Raw genomic sequence first — 21,967 nt, forward strand, 5'->3', positions numbered from 1 at the left:
GCGGGGTGGAGCAGTCTGGCAGCTCGTCGGGCTCATAACCCGAAGGTCGCAGGTTCAAATCCTGCCCCCGCTACCAAGTAAAGAGATCGCCTTCGAAGTCCTGCTTCGAAGGCGTTTTTCTTTGGGGTTCCGCCTGTTTGTAGAGTCGAGCCATGCTCGACTGCCGGTGCAGCAAGCCGGTCCAAGCCTTGCACCAGCGAGGTGCAGCCGCTATCATCAGCGGCCTAGGCAGTACCCCTGAAGGCGGCCTCCCCCACGGGAGACCCGGTCCGGAAGGAGGGCTCGCAACACGCTTACGCAGCGCGTTGCAACCGGAATCCAGTCACCGGAGTCTTTCCGGAAAAAGGGGCCCAGCGGGCCCTTTGTCGTTTCCGGGGCGTCATGTTTTCCCCGCCGGCCGTGGCCGGCACCCAACCAAGAGATCAAGGCAGGCTGTGAGCGACAAGGCAACCGACATCGCGAATCTGCTCGGCCCGACCGTTGTGTCGCTGGGCCTGGAGCTGCTGGGCGTTGAGTATCTGCCGGCCCCCGGCGGTGCGACCCTGCGCCTTTACATCGACGTGCCGCTGGCTGAACAGCCCGAGCGCATCATCAACGTGGACGACTGCGAGCGGGTGAGCCGCGAAGTGTCCGCGCAGATGGACGTCGAAGACCCGATCAGCGGCAACTACACGCTGGAAGTGTCTTCGCCGGGCGTCGACCGTCCGCTGTTCAACCTGGAGCAGTTCGGCCGTCACCTGGGCGAAATGGCCAAGGTCACGCTGAAGCTGCCGCAGGACAACCGTCGTCGCCTGCAGGGCCGCATCGAAGCGACCGACGAGGCTGCGGACACCATCACCTTCATCGTCGACAAGACCGAAGTGGTCGTGTCGGCCGACAACATCGACAAGGCCCGGATCTTGCCGGACTGGGTTGCCCTGGGCCTGGCCCCGAGCAAGCCGACCGGCCCGGCGCCGAAGCGTCCGAAGCCGGACAAGAATTCTTCTTCCAACGAGCCGGCGGCAAAGAAGCCGCGCGCGGAGTGAGCCAATGAGCAAGGAACTGTTGCTGGTAGTGGACGCGGTCGCCAACGAGAAGGGCGTGCCGCGTGAAGTGATCTTCGATGCGATCGAGGCCGCCCTGGCGTCCGCAGCGAAGAAGCGCTATGCCGACGAGGAAGTGCTGACCCGCGTGGTCATCGACCACAAGGATGGCAGCTACGAAACCTACCGCCGCTGGGAAGTGGTGGCCGATGACGTGGTCATGGAATCGCCGGACCGCCAGATCCGCCTGATGGACGCCGTCGACGAAGCCGAAGGCGTGGACGTCGGCGACTACATCGAAGAACAGATCGAAAACCCCGATTTCGGCCGCATCGCCGCCCAGGCTGCCAAGCAGGTCATCGTGCAGCGCGTGCGCGAAGCCGAGCGCCAGCAGGTCGTCGATGCGTGGAAGGATCGCGTCGGTGAGCTGATCACCGGTGTGGTCAAGCGTGCCGAGCGCGGCAACATCTACGTGGACCTGGGCGGCAACGCCGAAGGTTTCATCCCGAAGGACAAGGGCATCCCGCGCGACGTGCTGCGCGCTGGTGACCGCGTGCGCGGCTACCTGGCCGAAGTGCGTTCGGAACCGCGTGGCCCGCAGCTGTTCATCAGCCGCGCCGCCCCGGAATTCATGATCGAGCTGTTCAAGCTCGAAGTGCCGGAAGTCGGCCAGGGCCTGGTGGAAATCAAGGCCTGTGCCCGCGACCCGGGCGACCGCGCCAAGATCGCCGTGCTGGCCCACGATACCCGTACCGATCCGATCGGTGCCTGCATCGGCATGCGCGGTTCGCGCGTGCAGGCCGTGTCCAACGAGCTCAATGGCGAGCGCGTGGACATCGTGCTGTGGAACGACAGCCCTGCCAACTTCGTCATCAACGCGATGGCGCCGGCCGAAGTGCAGTCGATCATCGTCGATGAAGACAAGCACTCGATGGATCTGGCCGTGGCCGAAGACCGCCTGGCCCAGGCCATCGGCAAGGGCGGCCAGAACGTGCGCCTGGCCAGCCGCCTGACCGGTTGGCAGCTGAACGTGATGACCCAGGACCAGGTCACCGCCAAGTCGGAAGCCGAGCAGTCGTCGGCCCGCCAGCTGTTCATGGACAAGCTGGAAGTCGACGAGGAAATCGCCGGCATCCTGGTCAGCGAAGGCTTCGGTACGGTTGAAGAAATTGCTTATGTCCCGGTCGGCGAACTGCTGGCCGTGGAAGGTTTCGACGAGGACATCGTCGAAGAGCTGCGCGCTCGTGCCCGCGATGCGCTGCTCAATGAGGCCCTGGCAGTCGAGGAAGGCCTTGAAGACGGCCAGCCGGCGCAGGACCTGCTGTCCCTTGAGGGCATGGACGAAGCCACCGCATACGCGTTGGCCGGCCACGGCGTGCGCACCAGCGAGGAGCTTTCCGACCTGGCCGCCGACGAGGTCATGGACTTCGGCATCGAAGGGCTGGACCAGGAGCGCGCCGCGGCGCTGATCCTGGCCGCGCGTGCCGAGGAGATCGCCCGACTGGAACGCGGCGAATGAGCCGGCAATGAACAGGGCCCTGAGCCGATCAGGGCGTAGAATCCGCGCCACCTCCAACTGCGGGGGGGCGCCCACAAGATCATAGGATCCGAATGTCGCAGCAAACCACCATCCGCAAGCTTGCCGAACTGGTCAACACGCCGGTCGAGAAACTGCTGGAACAGCTGGCCGGTGCCGGCATGAAGTTCAGCGGCCCCGACCAGGTCGTGACCAGCACCGAGAAGGTGAAGCTCCTGGGCTTCCTCCGTCGTTCGCACGGCAAGCCCGAGCAGGCCCCGGAAGAGACGGATCAGTCTGCAAAGAAGATCACGCTCAACCGCCGGAAACAGCAGGAAGTGACGGTCAATTCCGGTCGCAGCAAGACGACCGTGAATGTCGAGGTGCGCCAGAAGCGTACCTACGTCAAGGATGGTGCGCGTGCCATGACGCCGGACGAAGAGCGCGCCGACATCCTGCGCAAGCTGGAAGAGTCGCGCGCCCGCAACCTTGCCGAACAGCAGGCCCTGGCCGAGAAGGATCGTCTGCGCGACGAAGCCATCGTCCGTGCCCGTGAGGAAGAAGTTGCCGCCAAGGAACGTGCCGAGGCCGAGAAGAAGGCTGCCGAGGAAGCTGCAGCTGCCGCCAAGGCCGCCGAGGCCCTGGCTGCCACCAAGCCCAAGCGCGCTCCGATCGACGAAACCGCGCCGCGCCCGCCGCGTACCCCGGCTGCCGCTCCGGCCGCACCGCGTGGTGCACCGCCGGCACCGCCGCGCAACGACGACCGCAACAACCGCAGCGCGCCGCGCAGCGAGCGTGGCCCGGGCGATCGTTTCGCCGGCCAGATGCACCTGTCGGCTGCCGACCGCGCGCGTCGTGGCAACAGCAACAACAGCAACAACCGCGGTCGTCCGGGTGGTCGCAACCAGAGTGGCGGCCGTCGCGACATGTCGCGTGGTGGCAACAACGCTGGCCCGCACGCGTTCGAGCGTCCGACCGCACCGGTCGTGCGTGAAGTGGCGATCGGCGAAACCATCACCGTGGCCGACCTGGCGCAGAAGCTCGCGCTGAAGGGCGGCGAGGTGGTGAAGGCGCTGTTCAAGATGGGCGTGATGGCCACCATCACCCAGTCCATCGACCACGACACCGCCGCGCTGGTGACCGAAGAACTCGGCCACAAGGCGATCCGTGCCAATGACAACGACGCCGAAGACGCACTGCTGGCCTCGACCGGTGAAAACCAGGGCGAAGCCGTGCAGCGTCCGCCGGTGGTCACCATCATGGGCCACGTCGACCACGGCAAGACCTCGCTGCTGGATTACATCCGCCGCACCAAGGTTGCCCACGGCGAAGCCGGTGGCATCACCCAGCACATCGGTGCGTACCACGTTGATACGCCGAAGGGCGTCATCAGCTTCCTGGATACCCCGGGCCACGCCGCGTTCACCTCGATGCGTGCCCGCGGTGCCAAGCTGACCGACATCGTGGTGCTGGTGGTTGCCGCCGACGACGGCGTCATGCCGCAGACCAAGGAAGCGATCCAGCACGCCCGTTCGGCGGGTGTGCCGCTGATCGTGGCCATCAACAAGATCGACAAGTCCGGCGCCGACCCGATGCGGGTCAAGAACGAACTGCTCTCCGAGCAGGTCGTGGCCGAAGACTTCGGTGGTGACATCCAGATGGTGGAGATCTCGGCCAAGACCGGCCTGGGCATCGACGACCTGCTGGACGCCGTCTCGGTCCAGGCCGAACTGCTGGAACTGAAGGCCGTCGACGAAGGCCGCGCCGCAGGCGTGGTCATCGAATCCTCGCTGGACAAGGGCCGTGGCCCGGTCGCCACCGTGCTGGTGCAGCAGGGCCGCCTGAAGAAGGGCGACTACCTGGTGTGCGGCATCCAGTACGGCCGCGTGCGTGCGCTGTTCGACGAAACCGGCAAGCAGCCGGAGTTCGCCGGTCCGTCCATCCCGGTGCAGGTCCTGGGCCTGTCCGGCGTGCCGGAAGCCGGTGACGACTTCGTGGTCGTCGAGGACGAGCGACTGGCCAAGGACGTTGCCCAGCAGCGTGAGACCAAGCGCCGCGAATCGCGCCTGGTCGCCACCGCTGGCAGCCGCATGGAAGACATCATGGCGACCCTCGGCAAGGGCGAGGGCCAGCAGGTCCTCAACCTGGTCATCAAGGCCGACGTGCAGGGTTCGGTGCAGGCCCTGAGCCAGGCACTGGTCGCGCTGTCCAACGAAGACATCCGCATCAACGTGATCCACTCCGGCGTGGGCGGCATCACCGAGTCGGACGCCAATTCGGCCGCCGCTTCGAAGGCCACCGTCATCGGCTTCAACGTGCGTGCGGACGCTTCGGCCCGTCGCATCATCGAATCCAACGGCGTGGACCTGCGATACTTCTCGATCATCTATGACGTGATCGACCAGGTGAAGCAGGTGGCATCCGGTCTGCTGGGCGTGGAGATCCGCGAAGAGATCATCGGTATCGCCGAGGTCCGCGACGTCTTCCGCAGCTCCAAGCTGGGTGCGGTTGCCGGCTCGATGGTCATCGAGGGCGTGGTCAAGCGCAACAAGCCGATCCGCGTGCTGCGCGACAGCGTGGTGATCTTCGAGGGCGAGCTGGAATCGCTGCGCCGCTTCAAGGAGAACGTCGAGGAAGTCCGCAACGGTACCGAATGCGGTATCGCGGTGAAGGCCTACAACGACGTCAAGCCGGGTGACCAGATCGAGTGCTTCGAGCGTATCGAAGTGCCGCGCACCCTGTAATGCTGCAAGGTGGCCCGACCAACGGTCGGGCCGCACCACGCACATGTAGCGCCCGACCGTTGGTCGGGTGACAATCGAATCAAAGGTAGCGCCCGACCGTTGGTCGGGCGACAACTGAACCAAGAGCATCTCGTGCCCAAGACTTTCCATCGAACCGACCGTGTCTCCGCCCAGCTGCGCCGTGAACTCGGCACCCTGGTGCACAACGCCGTGCGCGAGCACGGGTTGCCCTCGGTGAGCGTGTCCGACGTGGAAATCACCCGCGACATGGCCCATGCCAAGGTGTTCGTCACCGCGCTGATGCCGGAACGTTCGGCCGAAGCCGTGGCCGGCCTGAAGGAGCTGGGCTACCGCCTGCGCATGGACCTGGCCCGCGCGATGAAGCTGCGACATGTGCCGGAGCTGCATTTCCACTACGACGACTCGGTCGACCGTGGTGAGCACATCGACAACATCCTGCGCGACCTGCCCGATACGCTGGCCGCGGAGAAGCGTCGCGAGAGCGACGAAGAATAAGCTTGCGCCGGGTGATGCCCGGCGTTTTCCATTCTGCTCGTGCGAGGCCGGACGCTGGCCGCGCTTCGGCAGTCGAGCATGGCTCGACTCTACAAAATCCCGTCATGACCCGAATTCAGTTCCGTCGCTTGGATGGCATCCTGCTGCTCGACAAGTCGACCGGCATGAGCTCCAACGCCGCCCTGCAGGTGGCCCGCCGCCTGTTCCGTGCCGAGAAGGGTGGCCATACCGGCAGCCTCGACCCGCTGGCCACCGGCCTGCTGCCGCTGTGCTTCGGCGAGGCGACCAAGATCGCCGGCCTTCTGCTGGGCTCGGCCAAGGCCTATGACGCCGAGATCCAGCTCGGACAGACCACCGATACCGATGATTCCGAAGGCCAGGTGCTGCTGCAGCGCCCGGTCCCGGCGGTCAGCGCCGAGGCCCTGCAGGCCGCACTGGCGCCGCTGACCGGCAGCATCCTTCAGCGCGCCCCGATCTATTCGGCGCTGAAGCAGGGCGGTGAGCCACTGTATGTGAAGGCCCGCCGTGGTGACGTCATCGAGGCGCCCGAGCGCGAGGTGCAGGTGCATGCCATCGAGGTGGTCGAGCAGCAGGCCGAGCGCCTGCGGCTGCGGGTGACCTGCGGTTCGGGCACCTACATCCGCAGCCTGGCCCGCGACCTCGGCGAGGCGCTGGGCTGTGGCGCCCATATCAGCGCGCTGCGCCGACTGTGGGTCGAGCCGTTCCACGCTCCGGCCATGGTCACCCTGGACCAGCTGCGGGCGATGGTCGAGTCCGGCGACGAGGCCGGCATGGACGCGCTGCTGCTGCCGCTGGCCGCCGGCCTGGCCGAATACCCGCGGGTCGACCTCGACGCTGAACAGGCGCACCGCTTCTGTGTCGGCCAGCGCCAGCGCGATGCCTCCTGGCCGCGCGGCCTGGTGGCCGTGTACGGGCCGGACGATGCTGTCCAGGGCCTGGGGCAGGTCGACGACAGTGGCCTGCTGGCCCCGCAGCGCCGCTTCAACCTCTGACCGGGGCAGGGCGGTTCAGCCCCGGTCCTTGTTCCTGGAGCCCCTGACCGTTACAATTTCGCGGCCGTTTTCCGGCAACCTGCCTCGCGCAGGTTTCACCCTCGTAGTTCACGGCGAGCCTGGCGGTGCGCGAAGCGCGTTCCTGCCGGCCACGCATCACAGAGAAAAAAGAAAATGTCGATCGACACCCAGAAGGTCATTGAAGACAACAAGCGCAGCTCGGCTGACACCGGCTCCCCGGAAGTCCAGGTTGCCCTGCTGACCGCCCGCATCGAACTGCTGACCGGCCACTTCAAGACCCACAAGAAGGACCACCACAGCCGCCGCGGCCTGCTGCAGATGGTCAACCGCCGTCGCAGCCTGCTCGACTACCTGAAGAAGAAGGACGTCGAGCGTTACAAGGCCCTGATCGAAAAGCTTGGCCTGCGTCGCTAAGCAAAGAATCCCCCGCGGCGCAGCGATGCGCCGCGGTTTTGTTTTGTAGCACCGGAATACCGATTCAGACCGGAACGATCCGGTCACCCGCTGGCGGCAAGGGTCGCCGACGGTCCAAATTCGCAGACAGCATCCCCAAGGACACCCTCCGTGGCAAAAATCACCAAAACCTTCCAGTACGGCAAGCACACCGTCACGCTTGAAACCGGCGAAATCGCCCGTCAGGCCGGTGGCGCCGTCATCGTCAAGTTCGACGACACCGTGCTGCTGGTCTCCGCCGTTGCCGCCAAGAGCGCGCGCGAAGGCCAGGATTTCTTCCCCCTGACCTGTGACTATCAGGAGAAGTTCTACGCAGGTGGCCGTATCCCGGGTGGCTTCTTCAAGCGCGAGGGCCGCGCGACCGAGAAGGAAACCCTGATCTCGCGTCTGATCGACCGTCCGATCCGTCCGCTGTTCCCGGAAGACTACAAGAACGAAGTCCAGATCATCGCCACGGTGATGTCGCTGAACCCGGAAATCGACGGTGACATCCCGGCCCTGATCGGTGCCTCGGCTGCCCTGTCGCTGGCCGGTACCCCGTTCAAGGGTCCGATCGCCGCCGCCAAGGTCGGTTACAAGAACGGCGAATACATCCTCAACCCGACCGTGTCGGAGCTGAAGGAATCGGAGCTGGAACTGGTCGTTGCCGGTACCGCCAACGCCGTGCTGATGGTTGAATCCGAAGCCGCGCTGCTGTCCGAAGACGTGATGCTGGGCGCCGTGACCTTCGGTCACCGCGAAATGCAGAAGGTCATCAACGCGATCAACGAGCTGACCGTGGAAGCCGGCACCAAGCCGTCGACCTGGGTGGCCCCGGCCAAGAACGACGCGCTGATCAGCGCCCTGCAGGAAGCCATCGGCCCGCGCCTGGGCGAAGCCTTCCAGGTGCGCGACAAGCTGCAGCGCCGTGACGCCATCTCGGCGATCAAGAAGGACGTGGTCGAAAGCCTGGCTGGCCGCGTGGCCGCTGAAGGCTGGAACCCGGCCGAGCTGTCGAAGGAATTCGGCGAGCTGGAATACAGCACCATGCGCAACTCGGTGCTGGACACCAAGGTCCGCATCGACGGCCGTCAGCTGGACACCGTCCGCCCGATCGCCGTGCAGACCGGCATCCTGCCGCGTACCCACGGTTCCTCGCTGTTCACCCGCGGTGAAACGCAGGCCATCGTGACCATCACCCTGGGCACCGCCCGTGATGGCCAGGTCATCGATGCCGTCTCCGGTGAGTACAAGGAAAACTTCCTGTTCCACTACAACTTCCCCCCGTACTCGGTGGGTGAGACCGGCCGCATGATGGGCCCGAAGCGCCGCGAAATCGGCCACGGTCGCCTCGCCAAGCGCGGCGTGCTGGCTGTGATGCCGTCGCTGGAATCCTTCCCGTACACCATCCGCGTCGTCTCGGAAATCACCGAGTCGAACGGTTCCTCGTCGATGGCCTCGGTCTGCGGTTCGTCGCTGGCCCTGATGGACGCCGGCGTGCCGGTGAAGGCACCGGTTGCCGGTATCGCCATGGGCCTGGTCAAGGAAGGCGATCGCTTCGTCGTCCTGTCCGACATCCTGGGTGACGAAGATCACCTGGGCGACATGGACTTCAAGGTTGCCGGTACCGCTGAGGGCATCTCCGCCCTGCAGATGGACATCAAGATCGAAGGCATCACCGAAGAGATCATGAAGCAGGCTCTGCAGCAGGCCAAGGCTGGCCGTCTGCACATCCTGGGCGAAATGGCCCACGGCCTGACCGCTCCGCGTGAAGAGCTGTCGGACTACGCGCCGCGCCTTCTGACCATCAAGATCCACCCGGACAAGATCCGCGAAGTGATCGGCAAGGGTGGCTCGACCATCCAGGCCATCACCAAGGAAACCGGCACCCAGATCGACATCCAGGATGACGGCACCATCGTCATCGCTTCGGTCAACGCCATCGCTGCCCAGGCCGCCAAGGCCCGCATCGAGCAGATCACCTCGGACGTCGAGCCGGGCCGCATCTACGAAGGCAAGGTCGCCAAGATCATGGACTTCGGTGCGTTCGTCACGATCCTGCCGGGCAAGGACGGTCTGGTCCACGTGTCGCAGATCTCCAGCGACCGCGTCGAGAAGGTCGGCGACGTGCTGAAGGAAGGCGATGTGGTCAAGGTCAAGGTCCTGGAAGTCGACAAGCAGGGCCGTATCCGCCTGTCGATGAAGGCCGTCGAAGAAGGCGAAGGCGCCAGCGCCGAGTAATCGACCTCCGGTCGATGACGGTAGGTGAGGACCGTTGGTCCTCACGCCTTCGAAAATGAAAAAGCGGGCTTCGGCCCGCTTTTTCTTTGCCTGCGATTCCGCGCCTTTCGTAGCGTCGAGATTGCTCGACTGCCTGGTTGCAGCGCAGTCGAGCAAGCTCGACTCTACGGGCTCCCCGCCGTGTAGAGTCGATCACGCTCGACTCTACCAACCGGGAGTTTTCATGTTGCGCCAGACCCTCGCCGGGCTTGCCCTGCTGATCGCCGCCGCCGTTCCTGCCGCCAGCCACGCGGCGCCGCCGCCGATCTACGGTGCCTACTATCCCGGCGGTTCGGCCGAGCGCTACCCGGTGTCGCACATTCCGGCCGATCGCCTCACCCACCTGTTCTACGCGTTCTCCACCCTCGAGGCGGGGCGCTGCACGGTGGGTGCCGAAGCGCCGAACAACTTCGCCGCGCTGGCCGAACTGAGGAAGGCGCACCCGCACCTGCGCACGCTGATCTCCATCGGCGGCTGGGGCGCAGGCGGCTTCTCCGATGCCGCGCTGAACGAGGCCAGCCGCAAGCGCCTGGTTGATTCCTGCATGGCGCTGTTCTTCGAGAAGTACGCAGGCAGCTTCGACGGCGTGGACATCGACTGGGAATTCCCGGTCAGTGGTGGCCCGAAGGAGCTCGCCCATCGCCCGCAGGACCGCGCAAACATGACCCGACTCGCTCAGGCCTTCCGCGTGGCGCTGGATGCGCGTGGCCGCAAGCGCGGCCAACCGATGCTGCTGACCGCCGCGCTCGCGACCGGCCGCCTGCAGACCGATGGCCCCTATGACCCGGCCGCCAGCTACGACCTGCCGGCGCTGGCCAAGGTGTTCGATTTCATCAACCTGATGAGCTATGACATGGGCACCGGCTTCTCGGCGGTGTCGACCTTCAATGCGCCGCTGCATGAAGTGCCGGCCGACCCGCTGGCGCCGGAACTGCGGCGCTGGAACAACGTCGCCGGCGCCGTGCAGTACTACCGCGAACACGGGGTGCCGGCCGACAAGCTGGTGCTGGGCGTGCCGTTCTACGGGCGCGGGTTCAAGGTCACCGGTGACGCGCCCGATGGCCTGTACCAGGCCTACAGCGCACCGGCCGATGCCGGTGACTGGCGGGTGATCAAGTCGCGCTATCTGGACCAGCCGGGCTGGACGAAGCACTGGCAGCCACAGGCGCAGAGCCCGTGGCTGTACAACGCGGCCCAGAAGATCTTCATCAGCTACGAAGACCCGCGCTCGATCGGCCTGCGCGCGCAGTTCGCCCGCGAGCAGGGCCTGGCCGGCGTGTTCATGTGGGAACTGACCGGCGACGACGAGCAGGCCAGCCTGCTCAACGCCATGCTCGCACCGTGGCACAAGGTCCGCGTCGGCGATTGAGCCCGCCGCACGGGCGAAATGCCGCAACACCGGCCGCCCGACCGCGCACATCGACACCACGCCCGCAGCGCTAAGCTGCGGGCATGATCCTCATCGAACGCCTCGACCACCTGGTCCTTACCGTCGCCGACATCGACCGCAGCTGTGATTTTTACCATCGCGTGCTCGGCATGCAGGTCGTGGGCTTCGGCGCCGGCCGCACCGCGCTGCAGTTCGGCCGGCAGAAGATCAACCTGCACCCAGCCAGTGCGCCGCTGCAGCCGCATGCCGTGCGGCCAACCCCGGGCAGCGCCGATCTGTGCCTGGTCACGCGTACGGCCACGGCCGATGTACTGGCCCACCTGCAGGCGCAGGGCGTCGCGGTGGAAGAGGGTCCGGTGCCGCGCACCGGTGCCTTGGGGCCGATCGAGTCGGTGTACTTCCGCGATCCGGACGGGAACCTGATCGAAGTCAGCCGTTACCCGCAGTAACGCGTTGGCGCCGGGCCATGCCCGGCGGTTTCCTCAATTGGCCCACACGCTGTTGGGGTCGCCATCACGGGCGCGGCGCTGGCTGGCCACTGCCAGCCGGCCGAAGCCGAAGGCCATCGCCAGGGCCACCACGTCGATCCAGAACAGCGGCCACAGCCCGCGCGCGGCGGCCAGCCACGGCCAGTCGCCGTTGAGCGAGCCATGCATCACGGGTACCAGCGCAGTGCTGATGGCCGCGGCCCACAGCAGCTCGCGCGCGGCCTGCGCCGGCCGGCGCACGGCGGCCCACAGCGCACACGCGGCCCAGGTGCCGAAGCAGGCCCAGCGGATGCCGTGGTCCACCGCCGCCGGGGCGATGCGCTCAAGCACCAGCGCGGTGACGAAGGCTACCGAGATCGCCACGCACAGGCCGATGCACACGCCCACCGTGGCCCGCGCCATGTTCACCCCCGCGCGCGGCTGCTGCGGCTGCCGGCGCTTGCGCCGTGATTCGATCCACAGCAGGTTGCCCGAGTAGAACAGGAAGGCACCGCCCAGCCCCAGCAGGAAGTACAGCCAGACCACCACGCCGTTGCCGAACTCGCCGAAGTGCAGGGCATAGGCGGCGCTGAGCGTGGCGTGGTTGGCATCGCGGTGGCCGGGCAGCTGGCTGGCCAGTACGCGGCCGCTGGCCACGTCCAGCGCCACCGAGCCCAGCGGCCCAAGCGTGCCGCTGGATTCGCCGGTGATCTCGATGGTGGCGTTGGCATCGCCGCTGTTGGCCAGCTTCAGGTAGGCCGGTTCGAAATCGCTCACGCCCTGTGCGCGGGCCACCTCGAGCGCGCGCGCATGCAGCTCGCGCAGGCTGCCCGGCGCGGCTGGCACGCCCGCGGCTTCGCGCACCGGCGCGGTATCCATCGCCGCCGGCACCACCTGCATCGCCTTGCCTTCGAAGATGAGCGGGTTGAGCAGGGCGATCTGGATGAAGACCAAGCAGAGCAGGGCACCGGTCACCGCGAACATCAGGTGGAACGGCAGGCTGAGCACGCCGATCACGTTGTGCGCGTCCTGCCACATCTGCTTGAGGTTGCGGCCCGGGCGCAGCGCGAACAGGTCGCCCAGCAGTTTGGGCAGGTGGATGACCAGGCCGCTGAGCAAGGCCATGCCGTACAGCAGGCTGACGATGCCCATCACGTAGATGCCGGCGACCGGCAGGCCAAGGCTGTAGTGCAGTTCGTTGACCAGCTCGGCCAGGCCCGCCTGCGGTGGCGTGGCGCTGCCGCCGGTGTTGCCGGGCCAGGCATAGCGCCAGCCGCCGTCGGCGCCCTGCCAGTAGGCCAGCGGCTGCGGGTGCTCGGCACCGGGGAAGGTCATGCCGACATGGCGGCGTGCTTCCGGGTGCTTGGCCAGCACGTCGTCCAGCAGGTACTGCGCGTCGTCCAGCCCGGCCGGCAGCACGCTGGCCGCGCCCGGCGTCTGCCACACCGGCAGATCGTGGTGGAACAGGGTGAGGGCGCCGGCATAGAACGCCACGAACAGGCCGAAGCCGGTCACCAGGCCGACCCAGGTGTGCAGGGTGGTGAAGGTACGCAGGGTCTGCGAACTGAATTTCATGCGCTCGTTCTCATTGCACCGCGCCGCTCAGGCGCAGCAGCCACAACACGGCGAAGCCGGCGGCGGCGCAGCCGGCAGGCACCAGCCAGGCGCGCGCCACGGTGCGGAAACTGAAGGCCCACAGCGCCGCCAGCATCCACAGCGGGACGAAGGCGATCAGGGCCGGCACCACCGCGCTCGGCCACGGCCCCGGCGGCAGCCAGGTCAGCAGGCCGGTGGCAGCGGCGGCAAGGAAAAACCCGACGAAGAGGCCCGACAGGGCGCGCATCCACATCAGCGCGGCTCCCGTGCGCTGCCATCCACCGCCGGGCGGTGCCAGGCCGCCAGCGCCGGCAGCAGCAGGGCCACCAGCATCCAGGTGCACACCATCGCCACCAGACCGGCGGCGACGCCCAGTTCGGCCATCCACAGCCACAGCGAGGCGACCGTGGCGACCAGGCCGATCTGCCGGCCCAAGCGGCCGGCACGGCGCACGCGCGGCCAGCGGCAGTGCGGCGAGGCGGCGTAAAACGCGAGCGCGGAGAACATCGCCGACAGCACGGCCAGGCTGCAGAAGCCCAGCGACGGCAGGCCCACGGTGATCATTGCCGGGCACCTGGCGGTACAAGTGTCTGGATGGGGGCCACGTGCGCAGGGGCTGCGCAGGCCGGAAGGTACGCGGGGCGCATGGCGGAGGGGTCCTGGAGGAATCGGTCAAGCTGCCAACGGAGATGGCTGCGCGCACATGGTAATCATTGCGATTTTCCGCTGCCAGCGATCCCGGTTCAGGGGGGGGGCCGGAGCTGCACCTTGGGCTTTCCTGCGCGCTGGTTTAAGATCGTCGCAGAACCCTGACTGGAACAAGGTGGCCCGCGCCCAGCGCCGGCCGAGCGTGCGACATGAGCACTACCACCGCCCACCGCTGACCTGCCCCCGAAGGCCCTGTTCCGCAGGCGCCCTCGCGGCGCCTTTTTATTGCCCGGGCACCGCCCGGAACGCTTTCCAGCCCGCCCGAGCGGGCCCCGCACGAAGCCATTGCGATGATCAATATCACCCTTCCCGACGGCAGCCGCCGCGAATTCGAAAATCCCGTCAGCGTCATGGACGTCGCCCAGTCGATCGGCGCCGGCCTGGCCAAGGCCACCATCGCCGGCGCCGTTGATGGCGTGCTGGTCGATGCCAGCGACGTCATCGACCACGATGCCAGCCTGCGCATCATCACCGCCAAGGACGAGGAGGGCGTGGAGATTATCCGCCACTCCTGCGCCCACCTGGTCGGCCACGCCGTCAAGCAGCTGTACCCGGACGTGAAGATGGTGATCGGCCCGGTCATCGCCGAGGGCTTCTACTACGACATCTATTCCGAGCGCCCTTTCACGCCGGAAGACATGGCCGCCATCGAGAAGCGCATGGGCGAGCTGATCGCCCAGGATTACGACGTCATCAAGAAGGTGACGCCGCGCGCTGAAGTGGTCGAGATCTTCAAGGCCCGTGGCGAGGACTACAAGCTGCGCCTGATCGAGGACATGTCCGACGACATCCAGGCGATGGGCATGTATTACCACCAGGAATATGTGGACATGTGCCGCGGCCCGCACGTGCCGAACACGCGCTTCCTGAAGGCCTTCAAGCTGACCCGCATTTCCGGTGCCTACTGGCGTGGCGATGCGCAGAACGAACAGCTGCAGCGCATCTACGGCACCGCCTGGGCTGACAAGAAGCAGCTTGAGGCGTACATCAAGCGCATCGAAGAAGCCGAAATGCGCGACCACCGCCGCATCGGCAAGCAGCAGGACCTGTTCCACCTGCAGGAAGAGGCCCCGGGTCTGGTGTTCTGGCACCCCAAGGGCTGGGCGCTGTGGCAGGTGGTCGAGCAGTACATGCGCAAGGTCTACCGCAGCAGCGGCTACGGCGAAGTGCGCTGCCCGCAGATCCTCGACGTGAGCCTGTGGAAGAAGTCCGGCCACTGGGACAACTACCAGGACAACATGTTCTTCACCGAATCGGAGAAGCGCACCTACGCGGTCAAGCCGATGAACTGCCCGGGCCATGTCCAGGTGTTCAACCAGGGCCTGCACAGCTACCGCGACCTGCCGATCCGCTACGGTGAGTTCGGTTCCTGCCACCGCAACGAGCCGTCCGGCGCGCTGCACGGCATCCTGCGCGTGCGTGGTTTCACCCAGGACGACGGCCATGTGTTCTGCACCGAGAACCAGATCGAATCGGAAGTGACCGCGTTCCACCAGCAGGCGCTGGCGGTCTATCAGCACTTCGGTTTCGACGAGATCCAGATCAAGATCGCCCTGCGCCCGGAATCGCGCCTGGGCGACGACGCCACCTGGGACAAGGCCGAAGGTGCGCTGCGCTCGGCGCTGACCGCCTGTGGCGTGGAATGGCAGGAGCTGCCGGGCGAGGGTGCCTTCTACGGCCCGAAGATCGAGTACCACCTGAAGGACGCGATCGGCCGTACCTGGCAGCTGGGCACCATGCAGGTCGACTTCATGATGCCGGGCCGCCTGGGCGCCGAGTACGTGGACGAAAACAGCCAGAAGAAGCACCCGGTCATGCTGCACCGTGCCATCGTCGGCTCGATGGAGCGTTTCCTGGGCATCCTGATCGAGCACCACGCCGGCCAGTTCCCGGCCTGGCTGGCGCCGACCCAGGTGGTGGTGGCCAACATCACCGATGCCCAGGCTGAATACGTCGCGGGCGTGACCAAAACCCTTGCGGAGCAAGGCTTCCGCGTCATCTCCGATTTGCGTAACGAGAAGATCGGTTATAAAATCCGCGAGCATACGTTGCAGCGCGTGCCTTATCTGCTGGTCATCGGTGACCGCGAGAAGGAAAATGGAGCTGTGGCGGTGCGTACGCGTTCTGGCGAAGACCTTGGCAGCATGAGCCTGCAGGCCTTCATCGAGCGGCTCCAGGCCGAGGGCGCGTAAGCAAAGGTCCGGTCCGGGTGAATAAACGCCCGGACCGGTTCGATACCCTTGGGAGAACGTAATATCAGCACACCTGACAACAAACAGAACCGCAAGAATCAGGAAATCCGTGTGCCGCGCGTCCGCGTGATCGGCAGTGACGGAGAAATGATCGGCGTGTTGTCGCGCGACGAAGCGCTGTCCATGGCCGAAGATGAAGGCCTGGACCTGGTTGAAATCCAGCCGCAGGCCGATCCGCCGGTCTGCAAGATCATGGATTTCGGCAAGTTCAAGTTCGAAGCGCAGAAGAAGGCCAGCGAGGCCAAGAAGAAGACCAAGCAGGTCGAGATCAAGGAAGTGAAGTTCCGTCCGGTCACGGACGAGGGCGACTACCAGATCAAGCTGCGCAAGATGCGCGGTTTCCTTGAGGAAGGCGACAAGATCAAGGTCAACATCCGCTTCCGTGGCCGTGAAATGAGCCACCAGGAACTGGGTCGCGAGATGGCCAACCGGATCGAGACCGATCTGGGCGAGGACATCGTCATCGAATCCCGTCCACGCCTGGAAGGGCGTCAGATGGTCATGATGATCGCGCCGAAGAAGAAGACCTGAGGCCTGCGGGGCTGCCTTTCGGGGCGCTTGGCTGAATGGTTCAGGGTGAAGGGGCGCCATTGGCGTCCCTTTGCTTTTGCTGCAGGACGTTTGAGGGTTGCAGGGGCTGGTGGCAGGGCGGTTTTGCCTGTATCATGCCCGGCTCGACCCACCCAGGACGGGTCGTACGCCGATCATGGCAGGACGGAAAGAGTGGCCCAGGCCACCGCCAGATCAGTCAGAAACCAGGGTCACCCCCATCAAGGACATTGCAATGCCCAAGATCAAGACCAACCGGGCAGCGGCCAAGCGTTTCCGCAAGACCGCCTCGGGCAAGTACAAGTGCGGCCACGCCAACCGTAGCCACATCCTCACGAAGAAAGCGACCAAGCGTAAGCGTAATCTGCGTCAGACGGGCCATGTCCGTGCAGAAGACGCAGGCCGTCTGGACCGCATGCTCCCTTACCTCTGAGGAACTGAAAAATGGCACGAGTTAAGCGTGGCGTACAGGCGCGTCGCCGCCACAAGAAAATCCTTGATCTGGCGAAGGGCTACTACAACGCTCGTCGCAAGGTCTTCCGCGTCGCCAAGCAGGCGGTCATCAAGGCACAGCAGTACGCCTACATCGGCCGTAAGCAGAAGAAGCGCAACTTCCGTTCGCTGTGGATCACCCGTATCAATGCGGCTGCCCGCATCAACGGCCTGAGCTACAGCCGCTTCATGAACGGCCTGCTGAAGGCCGGCATCACCCTCGACCGTAAGGTCCTGGCTGATATCGCCGTGCACGACGCAGCTGGTTTTGCTGCACTGGCCGAAAAGGCCAAGGGCGCACTGGCGGCATAAGTCCTTCCCGATGCCGTTGCCGTTCAACGGGAACGGTGTCAGGTAGAGGCAATGCATGGGGAAGGGCGCAAGTCCTTCCCCATTCTTTTTTGGGTCCCGGCAACGCCGCAGGCGCGCGGTGCGGGGACCGGCGGTGGCGACAGGGGTCGGCCCTTCGCGCATCGCGATGGTAGACCGACTGGAGTTCCGGCCCCCCCATGAGCGACATCCAATCCCTCACCACCCAGGCGCTGGCCGATGTGGCCGCCGCACAGAGCCCCGACACGCTGGAACAGCTGCGCGTGGCCCTGCTCGGCAAGAGCGGCAGCATCACCGCCCAGCTCAAGCAGCTCGGCACCCTGCCGGCCGACGAGCGCAAGGCCGCCGGTGAAGCCATCAACCAGGCCCGTGACGCGCTGTCCAGCGCGCTGGGCGAGCGCAAGGCCGTGCTGGAAAACGCCGCACTGGATGCGCGACTGGCCGCCGAAGCGATCGACATCACCCTGCCGGGCCGCAACGGCGACCGCGCCGGCCTGCACCCGATCACCCGCACCCTGGAACGCATCACCGGCATCTTCGGCCGGCTGGGCTACGAGCTGTCCGAGGGTCCGGAAATCGAAGACGACTGGCACAACTTCGAGGCGCTGAACTTCCCGCCGCACCACCCGGCGCGCGCCATGCACGACACCTTCTACTTCGGCGATGGCCGCCTGCTGCGCACGCATACCTCCGGTGTGCAGGTGCGCTACATGGGCGAGCACCAGCCGCCGCTGCGCATGATCGCCGCCGGCAAGGTGTACCGCAGCGACAGCGACCAGACCCATTCGCCGATGTTCCACCAGGTCGAAGGCCTGCTGGTGGATGAGCACTCCACCTTCGCCGACCTGAAGGGCACGCTGGCCGAGTTCGTGCGCGCCTTCTTCGAGCGCGATTTCGAAATGCGCTTCCGCCCCAGCTACTTCCCGTTCGTTGAACCCGGCGCGGAAGTGGACATCGCGTGGCAGCAGCCCGACGGCAGCACCCGCTGGCTGGAAGTGCTGGGCTGCGGCATGGTCCACCCGAACGTGCTGCGCAACGTCGGCATCGATCCGGAGCGCTACACCGGCTTCGCCTTCGGCCTGGGCGTGGAGCGCTTCGCCATGCTGCGCTACGGCGTCAACGACCTGCGCGCGTTCTTCGAGAACGACGTGCGGTTCCTGAAACAGTTCGCGTAAGCCGCAGCCATGTAGAGCCGGGCCATGCTCGGCTGCTCCTAAATTCGCAGGCCCAGGCGCATGCGCCGGGCCCACCAGGGTGACACCATGAAATTCTCCGAAAACTGGCTGCGCAGCCACGTCCCGACCTCTGCCTCGCGCGATGAACTGAGCGCGGTGCTGACCGCCATCGGCCTGGAAGTGGAAGAAGTGACCGCGCTCGGCAACGGCCTGCAGCACGTGGTCGTGGCACGCATCGTCGAAGCCGTGCGCCATCCCGAAGCTGACCGCCTGCAGGTGTGCAAGGTCGACGCAGGGCAGGGCGAACTGCTGCAGATCGTCTGCGGTGCGCCGAACGCGCGCCCGGGCCTGGTTGCACCGCTGGCCATGGTTGGCGCGCAGATCGGCGAGCTGGCAATCAAGCCGGCCAAGCTGCGCGGCGTCGAATCCAACGGCATGCTGTGCTCCGCCAAGGAACTGGGCTTGGACACCGATGCCTCGGGCCTGCTGGAACTGCCTGATGACGCGCCGGTCGGCCAGACCCTGGTCGAGTACCTGGGCCTGCCGGACGCCAGCATCGAGATCAAGCTGACCCCCAACCGCGCCGACTGTTTCAGCGTGCGTGGCATCGCCTTTGATGTGGCCGCCGCCACCCGCAGCGAGGTGCTGGATTTCGCCGCCGACGCCATTGCCGCGGTCGGCAGCCGTGAGCTGTCCATCCAGCTCGACGCCGGCGCTGAAGCGCCGCGTTACCTGGGGCGTGTCATCGAAGGCGTCAATGCCGCCGCCAAGACCCCGCTGTGGATGGCCGAGCGCCTGCGCCGCAGCGGCGTGCGTCCGGTCTCGCTGCTGGTCGACATCACCCAGTACGTGATGCTGGAACTGGGCCAGCCGATGCACGCCTACGACCTGGGCACCCTGCAGGGCAGCATCGGTGTGCGCCGTTCGCGCGCCGGCGAAGCCATCAAGCTGCTTGACGGCCGCGATGCAGTGCTGGACGAGAGCTTCCTGGTGGTCACCGACGCCGACCGTGCGGTCGGCCTGGCTGGCCTGATGGGCGGCTTCGATACCCGCGTCACCGACGACACCACCGCCGTGTTCCTGGAGGCCGCGCACTTCGCGCCGGCCGCCATCATGGGCCGTGGCCGCAAGCTGGGCCTGCACACCGATGCCGGCCACCGCTTCGAGCGTGGCGTCGACCCGGCGCTGCCGCGCGCCGCCATCGAATACGCCACCCGCCTGGTGCTGGACCTGGCTGGCGGTACCCCGGCGCCGGTCACCGAGGCCGTGCGCGAGGCCGATCTGCCGCAGGCGGCGACGATCACCCTGCGCCGCGCCCGCATCACTCGCGTGCTCGGCATCACCATTGAAGACGCCGAAGTCGAGCGCATCCTGCGCGTGCTGGGGATGGGCGTGACCGCGGCCGGCGAAGGCTGGCAGGTGACCGCGCCGAGCCGTCGCTTCGACATCGCCATCGAAGAAGACCTGATCGAGGAACTGGCCCGCATCCGCGGCTACGAGCAGATCCCGACCACCTTGCCGGGTGGCGCGGCGCGCGTGGCGATGCCGACCGAGACCCAGCTGGACGTGCTCAGCGTGCGTCGCCAGCTGGTCGCCCGCGACCTGCAGGAAACCCTGAACTTCGCCTTCGTCGACGATGCCCTGCTGACCCAGTGGCAGCTGCGCGACAACCTGGTGCCGCTGGCCAACCCGCTGTCGGCCGAGCTGGCGGTGATGCGCCCGGCGCTGCTGCCGGGCCTGGTCGCCACCCTGGGCCGCAACGCCGCCCGCCAGCTGGGTCGCGTGCGCCTGTTCGAGGTTGGCCGGGTGTTCGCCCAGCAGGCTGGCGAGACGTCACCCGGCGAAAGCCCGCCGGCACCGCTGGAAACCCCGCGCGTGGCCGCCGCCGTCTGTGGCGATGCGCAGGCCGTGCAGTGGGGCCTGCCGACCCGCAAGGTCGACTTCCATGACCTGAAGGGCGACCTGGAATCGCTGGCCGCTGCCAGCGGTGCCGTGCTCGAATTCCGCCCCTCGACCCGAGTCTTCGGCCACCCGGCCCGCTCGGCCGAGGTGTACCGCGATGGCGTGGTGATCGGCTGGATCGGCCAGATCCACCCGCGCCTGGCCAAGGCCATGGACATCGATGCCGACGTCTATGCCTTCGAGCTGGACCTGGAGGCGCTGTCGGCCCGTGCGCTGCCGCGTGCCGGCGAGCTGTCGCGCTTCCCGGCCGTGCGTCGTGACCTCGCGTTCCTGGTGCCTGAACAGGTGGCCTGGAGCGACCTGGCCGCGACCATCCGCCAGGCGGCCGGCCCGCTGCTGCGCGAGCTGAACCTGTTCGACCGCTACGTCGGCCAGGGGGTCGAGCCGGGATTCAAGAGTCTCGCTATGGGCTTGATTTTGCAGGACAAGTCGCGCACTCTGACGGACCGCGACGTGGAAGCGGTGGTGGCCGAGGCGGTCACTGCGATCGAACGTGAACACCACGCACGGATCCGCGGCTGAGCGGGAAGCACTCAGGGGTAGCAGGCAATGGCATTGACCAAGGCGGAGATGGCGGAAAAGCTGTTCGACGAAGTCGGTCTGAACAAGCGGGAAGCCAAGGAATTCGTCGACGCGTTCTTCGATGTGCTGCGTGAAGCGTTGGAACAGGGACGTCAGGTGAAGCTGTCCGGCTTCGGTAATTTCGATCTGCGGCGCAAGAACCAGCGCCCGGGTCGCAACCCCAAGACCGGCGAGGAAATTCCGATTTCCGCTCGTACGGTGGTCACCTTCCGTCCGGGCCAGAAGCTCAAGGAGAGGGTGGAAGCTTATGCTGGATCCGGGCAGTAACCGCGAACTACCGCCGATCCCGGCCAAGCGCTACTTCACCATTGGTGAAGTAAGCGAGCTGTGCGACGTCAAGCCGCACGTGCTGCGCTACTGGGAAACCGAATTTCCCAGCCTTGAGCCGGCCAAGCGCCGTGGCAACCGTCGCTACTACCAGCGCCATGACGTGCTGATGGTGCGGCAGATCCGCAGCCTGCTGTACGAACAGGGTTACACCATCGGTGGCGCGCGCCTGCGCCTGGATGGTCCGGATGCGCGCGAGGAATCCGCGTTGAGCAACCAGATCATCAAGCAGGTGCGCATGGAGCTGGAAGAAGTGCTGCAATTGCTTCGCCGGTGATCCAAAACCCAGCGTAATCCGCTATACTTCACGGCCCGCCGCACTGGCGGGTACATCGCAGCATCAGTCGGGGCGTAGCGCAGCCTGGTAGCGCATCTGCCTGGGGGGCAGAGGGTCGTCGGTTCGAATCCGGCCGTCCCGACCACTGTGATGAAACAGAAAGCCTGCGCAGCGATGCGTGGGCTTTTTTGTTGGCTCTCGGCGTGGCGCGCGATACCGGGCGTTCAGGCCCGCAGCCCATGCGGCCGGGCAGTTCCCTTATCATCAGCGGACATCCGATCGCATCGGTTTTCTTCCAGTACCCACCGTCGCGCCA

At 66.2% G+C, this 21,967-nt stretch carries 20 protein-coding genes and 1 tRNA gene; 18 read left to right on the forward strand and 3 right to left on the reverse strand.

From position 1 onward, the window contains the following. The first annotated feature begins 434 nt into the window (after nt 1-434). The 9 genes from rimP (at nt 435) to NQ204_RS14040 (ending at nt 11,383) form a co-directional block, all read left to right on the forward strand. Entirely contained in the window at nt 435-1,025 is a 591-nt protein-coding gene (gene rimP / locus NQ204_RS14000) for a ribosome maturation factor RimP (RefSeq protein WP_256644198.1), read from the forward strand. A gap of 4 nt (nt 1,026-1,029) precedes the next feature. Beyond that, a complete protein-coding gene (nusA, locus tag NQ204_RS14005; RefSeq protein ID WP_108769448.1) occupies nt 1,030-2,541 on the forward strand; it encodes a transcription termination factor NusA in 1,512 nt (503 codons plus the stop codon). A 92-nt stretch (nt 2,542-2,633) separates the two neighbouring features. After that, nucleotides 2,634-5,282, forward strand: a complete 2,649-nt coding sequence (gene infB / locus NQ204_RS14010; RefSeq protein ID WP_108769447.1) for a translation initiation factor IF-2 — start codon at nt 2,634-2,636, stop codon at nt 5,280-5,282. A 132-nt stretch (nt 5,283-5,414) separates the two neighbouring features. Next, nucleotides 5,415-5,798, forward strand: a complete 384-nt coding sequence (gene rbfA / locus NQ204_RS14015; RefSeq protein ID WP_005410447.1) for a 30S ribosome-binding factor RbfA — start codon at nt 5,415-5,417, stop codon at nt 5,796-5,798. A 104-nt stretch (nt 5,799-5,902) separates the two neighbouring features. Continuing rightward, nucleotides 5,903-6,811 carry a tRNA pseudouridine(55) synthase TruB gene (gene truB, locus NQ204_RS14020; protein WP_116863224.1) on the forward strand — a complete coding sequence of 303 codons (909 nt, stop codon included), beginning with the start codon at nt 5,903-5,905 and terminating at the stop codon, nt 6,809-6,811. Nucleotides 6,812-6,985: 174 nt separating this feature from the next. After that, nucleotides 6,986-7,246: a 30S ribosomal protein S15 gene (rpsO, locus tag NQ204_RS14025; RefSeq protein WP_005410445.1), complete on the forward strand. Its 261-nt coding sequence runs from the start codon at nt 6,986-6,988 to the stop codon at nt 7,244-7,246. Between the two features lie 150 nt (nt 7,247-7,396). Continuing rightward, nucleotides 7,397-9,505 carry a polyribonucleotide nucleotidyltransferase gene (pnp, locus tag NQ204_RS14030; RefSeq protein ID WP_116863223.1) on the forward strand — a complete coding sequence of 703 codons (2,109 nt, stop codon included), beginning with the start codon at nt 7,397-7,399 and terminating at the stop codon, nt 9,503-9,505. 223 nt (nt 9,506-9,728) lie between these two features. After that, nucleotides 9,729-10,913: a glycoside hydrolase family 18 protein gene (locus NQ204_RS14035; protein ID WP_256644199.1), complete on the forward strand. Its 1,185-nt coding sequence runs from the start codon at nt 9,729-9,731 to the stop codon at nt 10,911-10,913. Between the two features lie 83 nt (nt 10,914-10,996). After that, a complete protein-coding gene (locus NQ204_RS14040; protein WP_305888416.1) occupies nt 10,997-11,383 on the forward strand; it encodes a VOC family protein in 387 nt (128 codons plus the stop codon). A 33-nt stretch (nt 11,384-11,416) separates the two neighbouring features. On the opposite strand, the gene NQ204_RS14045 is transcribed toward NQ204_RS14040, so the two are convergent. The 3 genes from NQ204_RS14045 to NQ204_RS14055 are packed head-to-tail and all read right to left on the reverse strand — an operon-like array spanning nt 11,417 to nt 13,561. Then, entirely contained in the window at nt 11,417-12,976 is a 1,560-nt protein-coding gene (locus NQ204_RS14045) for a PepSY-associated TM helix domain-containing protein (protein ID WP_256644200.1), read from the reverse strand. A 10-nt stretch (nt 12,977-12,986) separates the two neighbouring features. Beyond that, entirely contained in the window at nt 12,987-13,250 is a 264-nt protein-coding gene (locus NQ204_RS14050; RefSeq protein WP_116863219.1) for a hypothetical protein, read from the reverse strand. Next, complete coding sequence (locus NQ204_RS14055; protein ID WP_116863218.1) at nt 13,250-13,561, reverse strand: hypothetical protein; 312 nt, start codon at nt 13,559-13,561, stop codon at nt 13,250-13,252. The genes NQ204_RS14050 and NQ204_RS14055 overlap by 1 nt, the downstream gene beginning before the upstream one ends. A 434-nt stretch (nt 13,562-13,995) precedes the next feature. On the opposite strand from NQ204_RS14055, the gene thrS reads away from it, so the two are divergent. From thrS to NQ204_RS14100, 9 genes are all read left to right on the forward strand, one after another. Then, a complete protein-coding gene (thrS, locus tag NQ204_RS14060; protein ID WP_256644201.1) occupies nt 13,996-15,897 on the forward strand; it encodes a threonine--tRNA ligase in 1,902 nt (633 codons plus the stop codon). Nucleotides 15,898-15,945: 48 nt separating this feature from the next. Further along, nucleotides 15,946-16,488: a translation initiation factor IF-3 gene (infC, locus tag NQ204_RS14065; protein WP_079222586.1), complete on the forward strand. Its 543-nt coding sequence runs from the start codon at nt 15,946-15,948 to the stop codon at nt 16,486-16,488. 253 nt (nt 16,489-16,741) lie between these two features. Continuing rightward, nucleotides 16,742-16,939 carry a 50S ribosomal protein L35 gene (gene rpmI / locus NQ204_RS14070; RefSeq protein WP_005410436.1) on the forward strand — a complete coding sequence of 66 codons (198 nt, stop codon included), beginning with the start codon at nt 16,742-16,744 and terminating at the stop codon, nt 16,937-16,939. An 11-nt stretch (nt 16,940-16,950) separates the two neighbouring features. Next, nucleotides 16,951-17,310: a 50S ribosomal protein L20 gene (gene rplT, locus NQ204_RS14075; RefSeq protein ID WP_005410435.1), complete on the forward strand. Its 360-nt coding sequence runs from the start codon at nt 16,951-16,953 to the stop codon at nt 17,308-17,310. A gap of 197 nt (nt 17,311-17,507) precedes the next feature. Then, nucleotides 17,508-18,503, forward strand: a complete 996-nt coding sequence (pheS, locus tag NQ204_RS14080; RefSeq protein WP_150455548.1) for a phenylalanine--tRNA ligase subunit alpha — start codon at nt 17,508-17,510, stop codon at nt 18,501-18,503. 87 nt (nt 18,504-18,590) lie between these two features. Next, complete coding sequence (gene pheT / locus NQ204_RS14085) at nt 18,591-20,987, forward strand: phenylalanine--tRNA ligase subunit beta (protein WP_116863235.1); 2,397 nt, start codon at nt 18,591-18,593, stop codon at nt 20,985-20,987. 27 nt (nt 20,988-21,014) lie between these two features. Beyond that, nucleotides 21,015-21,314, forward strand: a complete 300-nt coding sequence (locus NQ204_RS14090; protein WP_005410432.1) for an integration host factor subunit alpha — start codon at nt 21,015-21,017, stop codon at nt 21,312-21,314. After that, the gene (locus NQ204_RS14095) at nt 21,295-21,651 is read left to right on the forward strand and encodes a MerR family transcriptional regulator (protein ID WP_005410431.1); all 357 of its coding nucleotides are present in this window, start codon (nt 21,295-21,297) and stop codon (nt 21,649-21,651) included. Before NQ204_RS14090 ends, NQ204_RS14095 begins: the two co-directional genes overlap by 20 nt. A 68-nt stretch (nt 21,652-21,719) precedes the next feature. Continuing rightward, nucleotides 21,720-21,796 (forward strand) — tRNA-Pro (locus NQ204_RS14100). The last annotated feature ends 171 nt before the right edge of the window (nt 21,797-21,967 follow it).

This window comes from Stenotrophomonas testudinis, from assembly GCF_024499815.1.
Taxonomy (GTDB): domain Bacteria; phylum Pseudomonadota; class Gammaproteobacteria; order Xanthomonadales; family Xanthomonadaceae; genus Stenotrophomonas.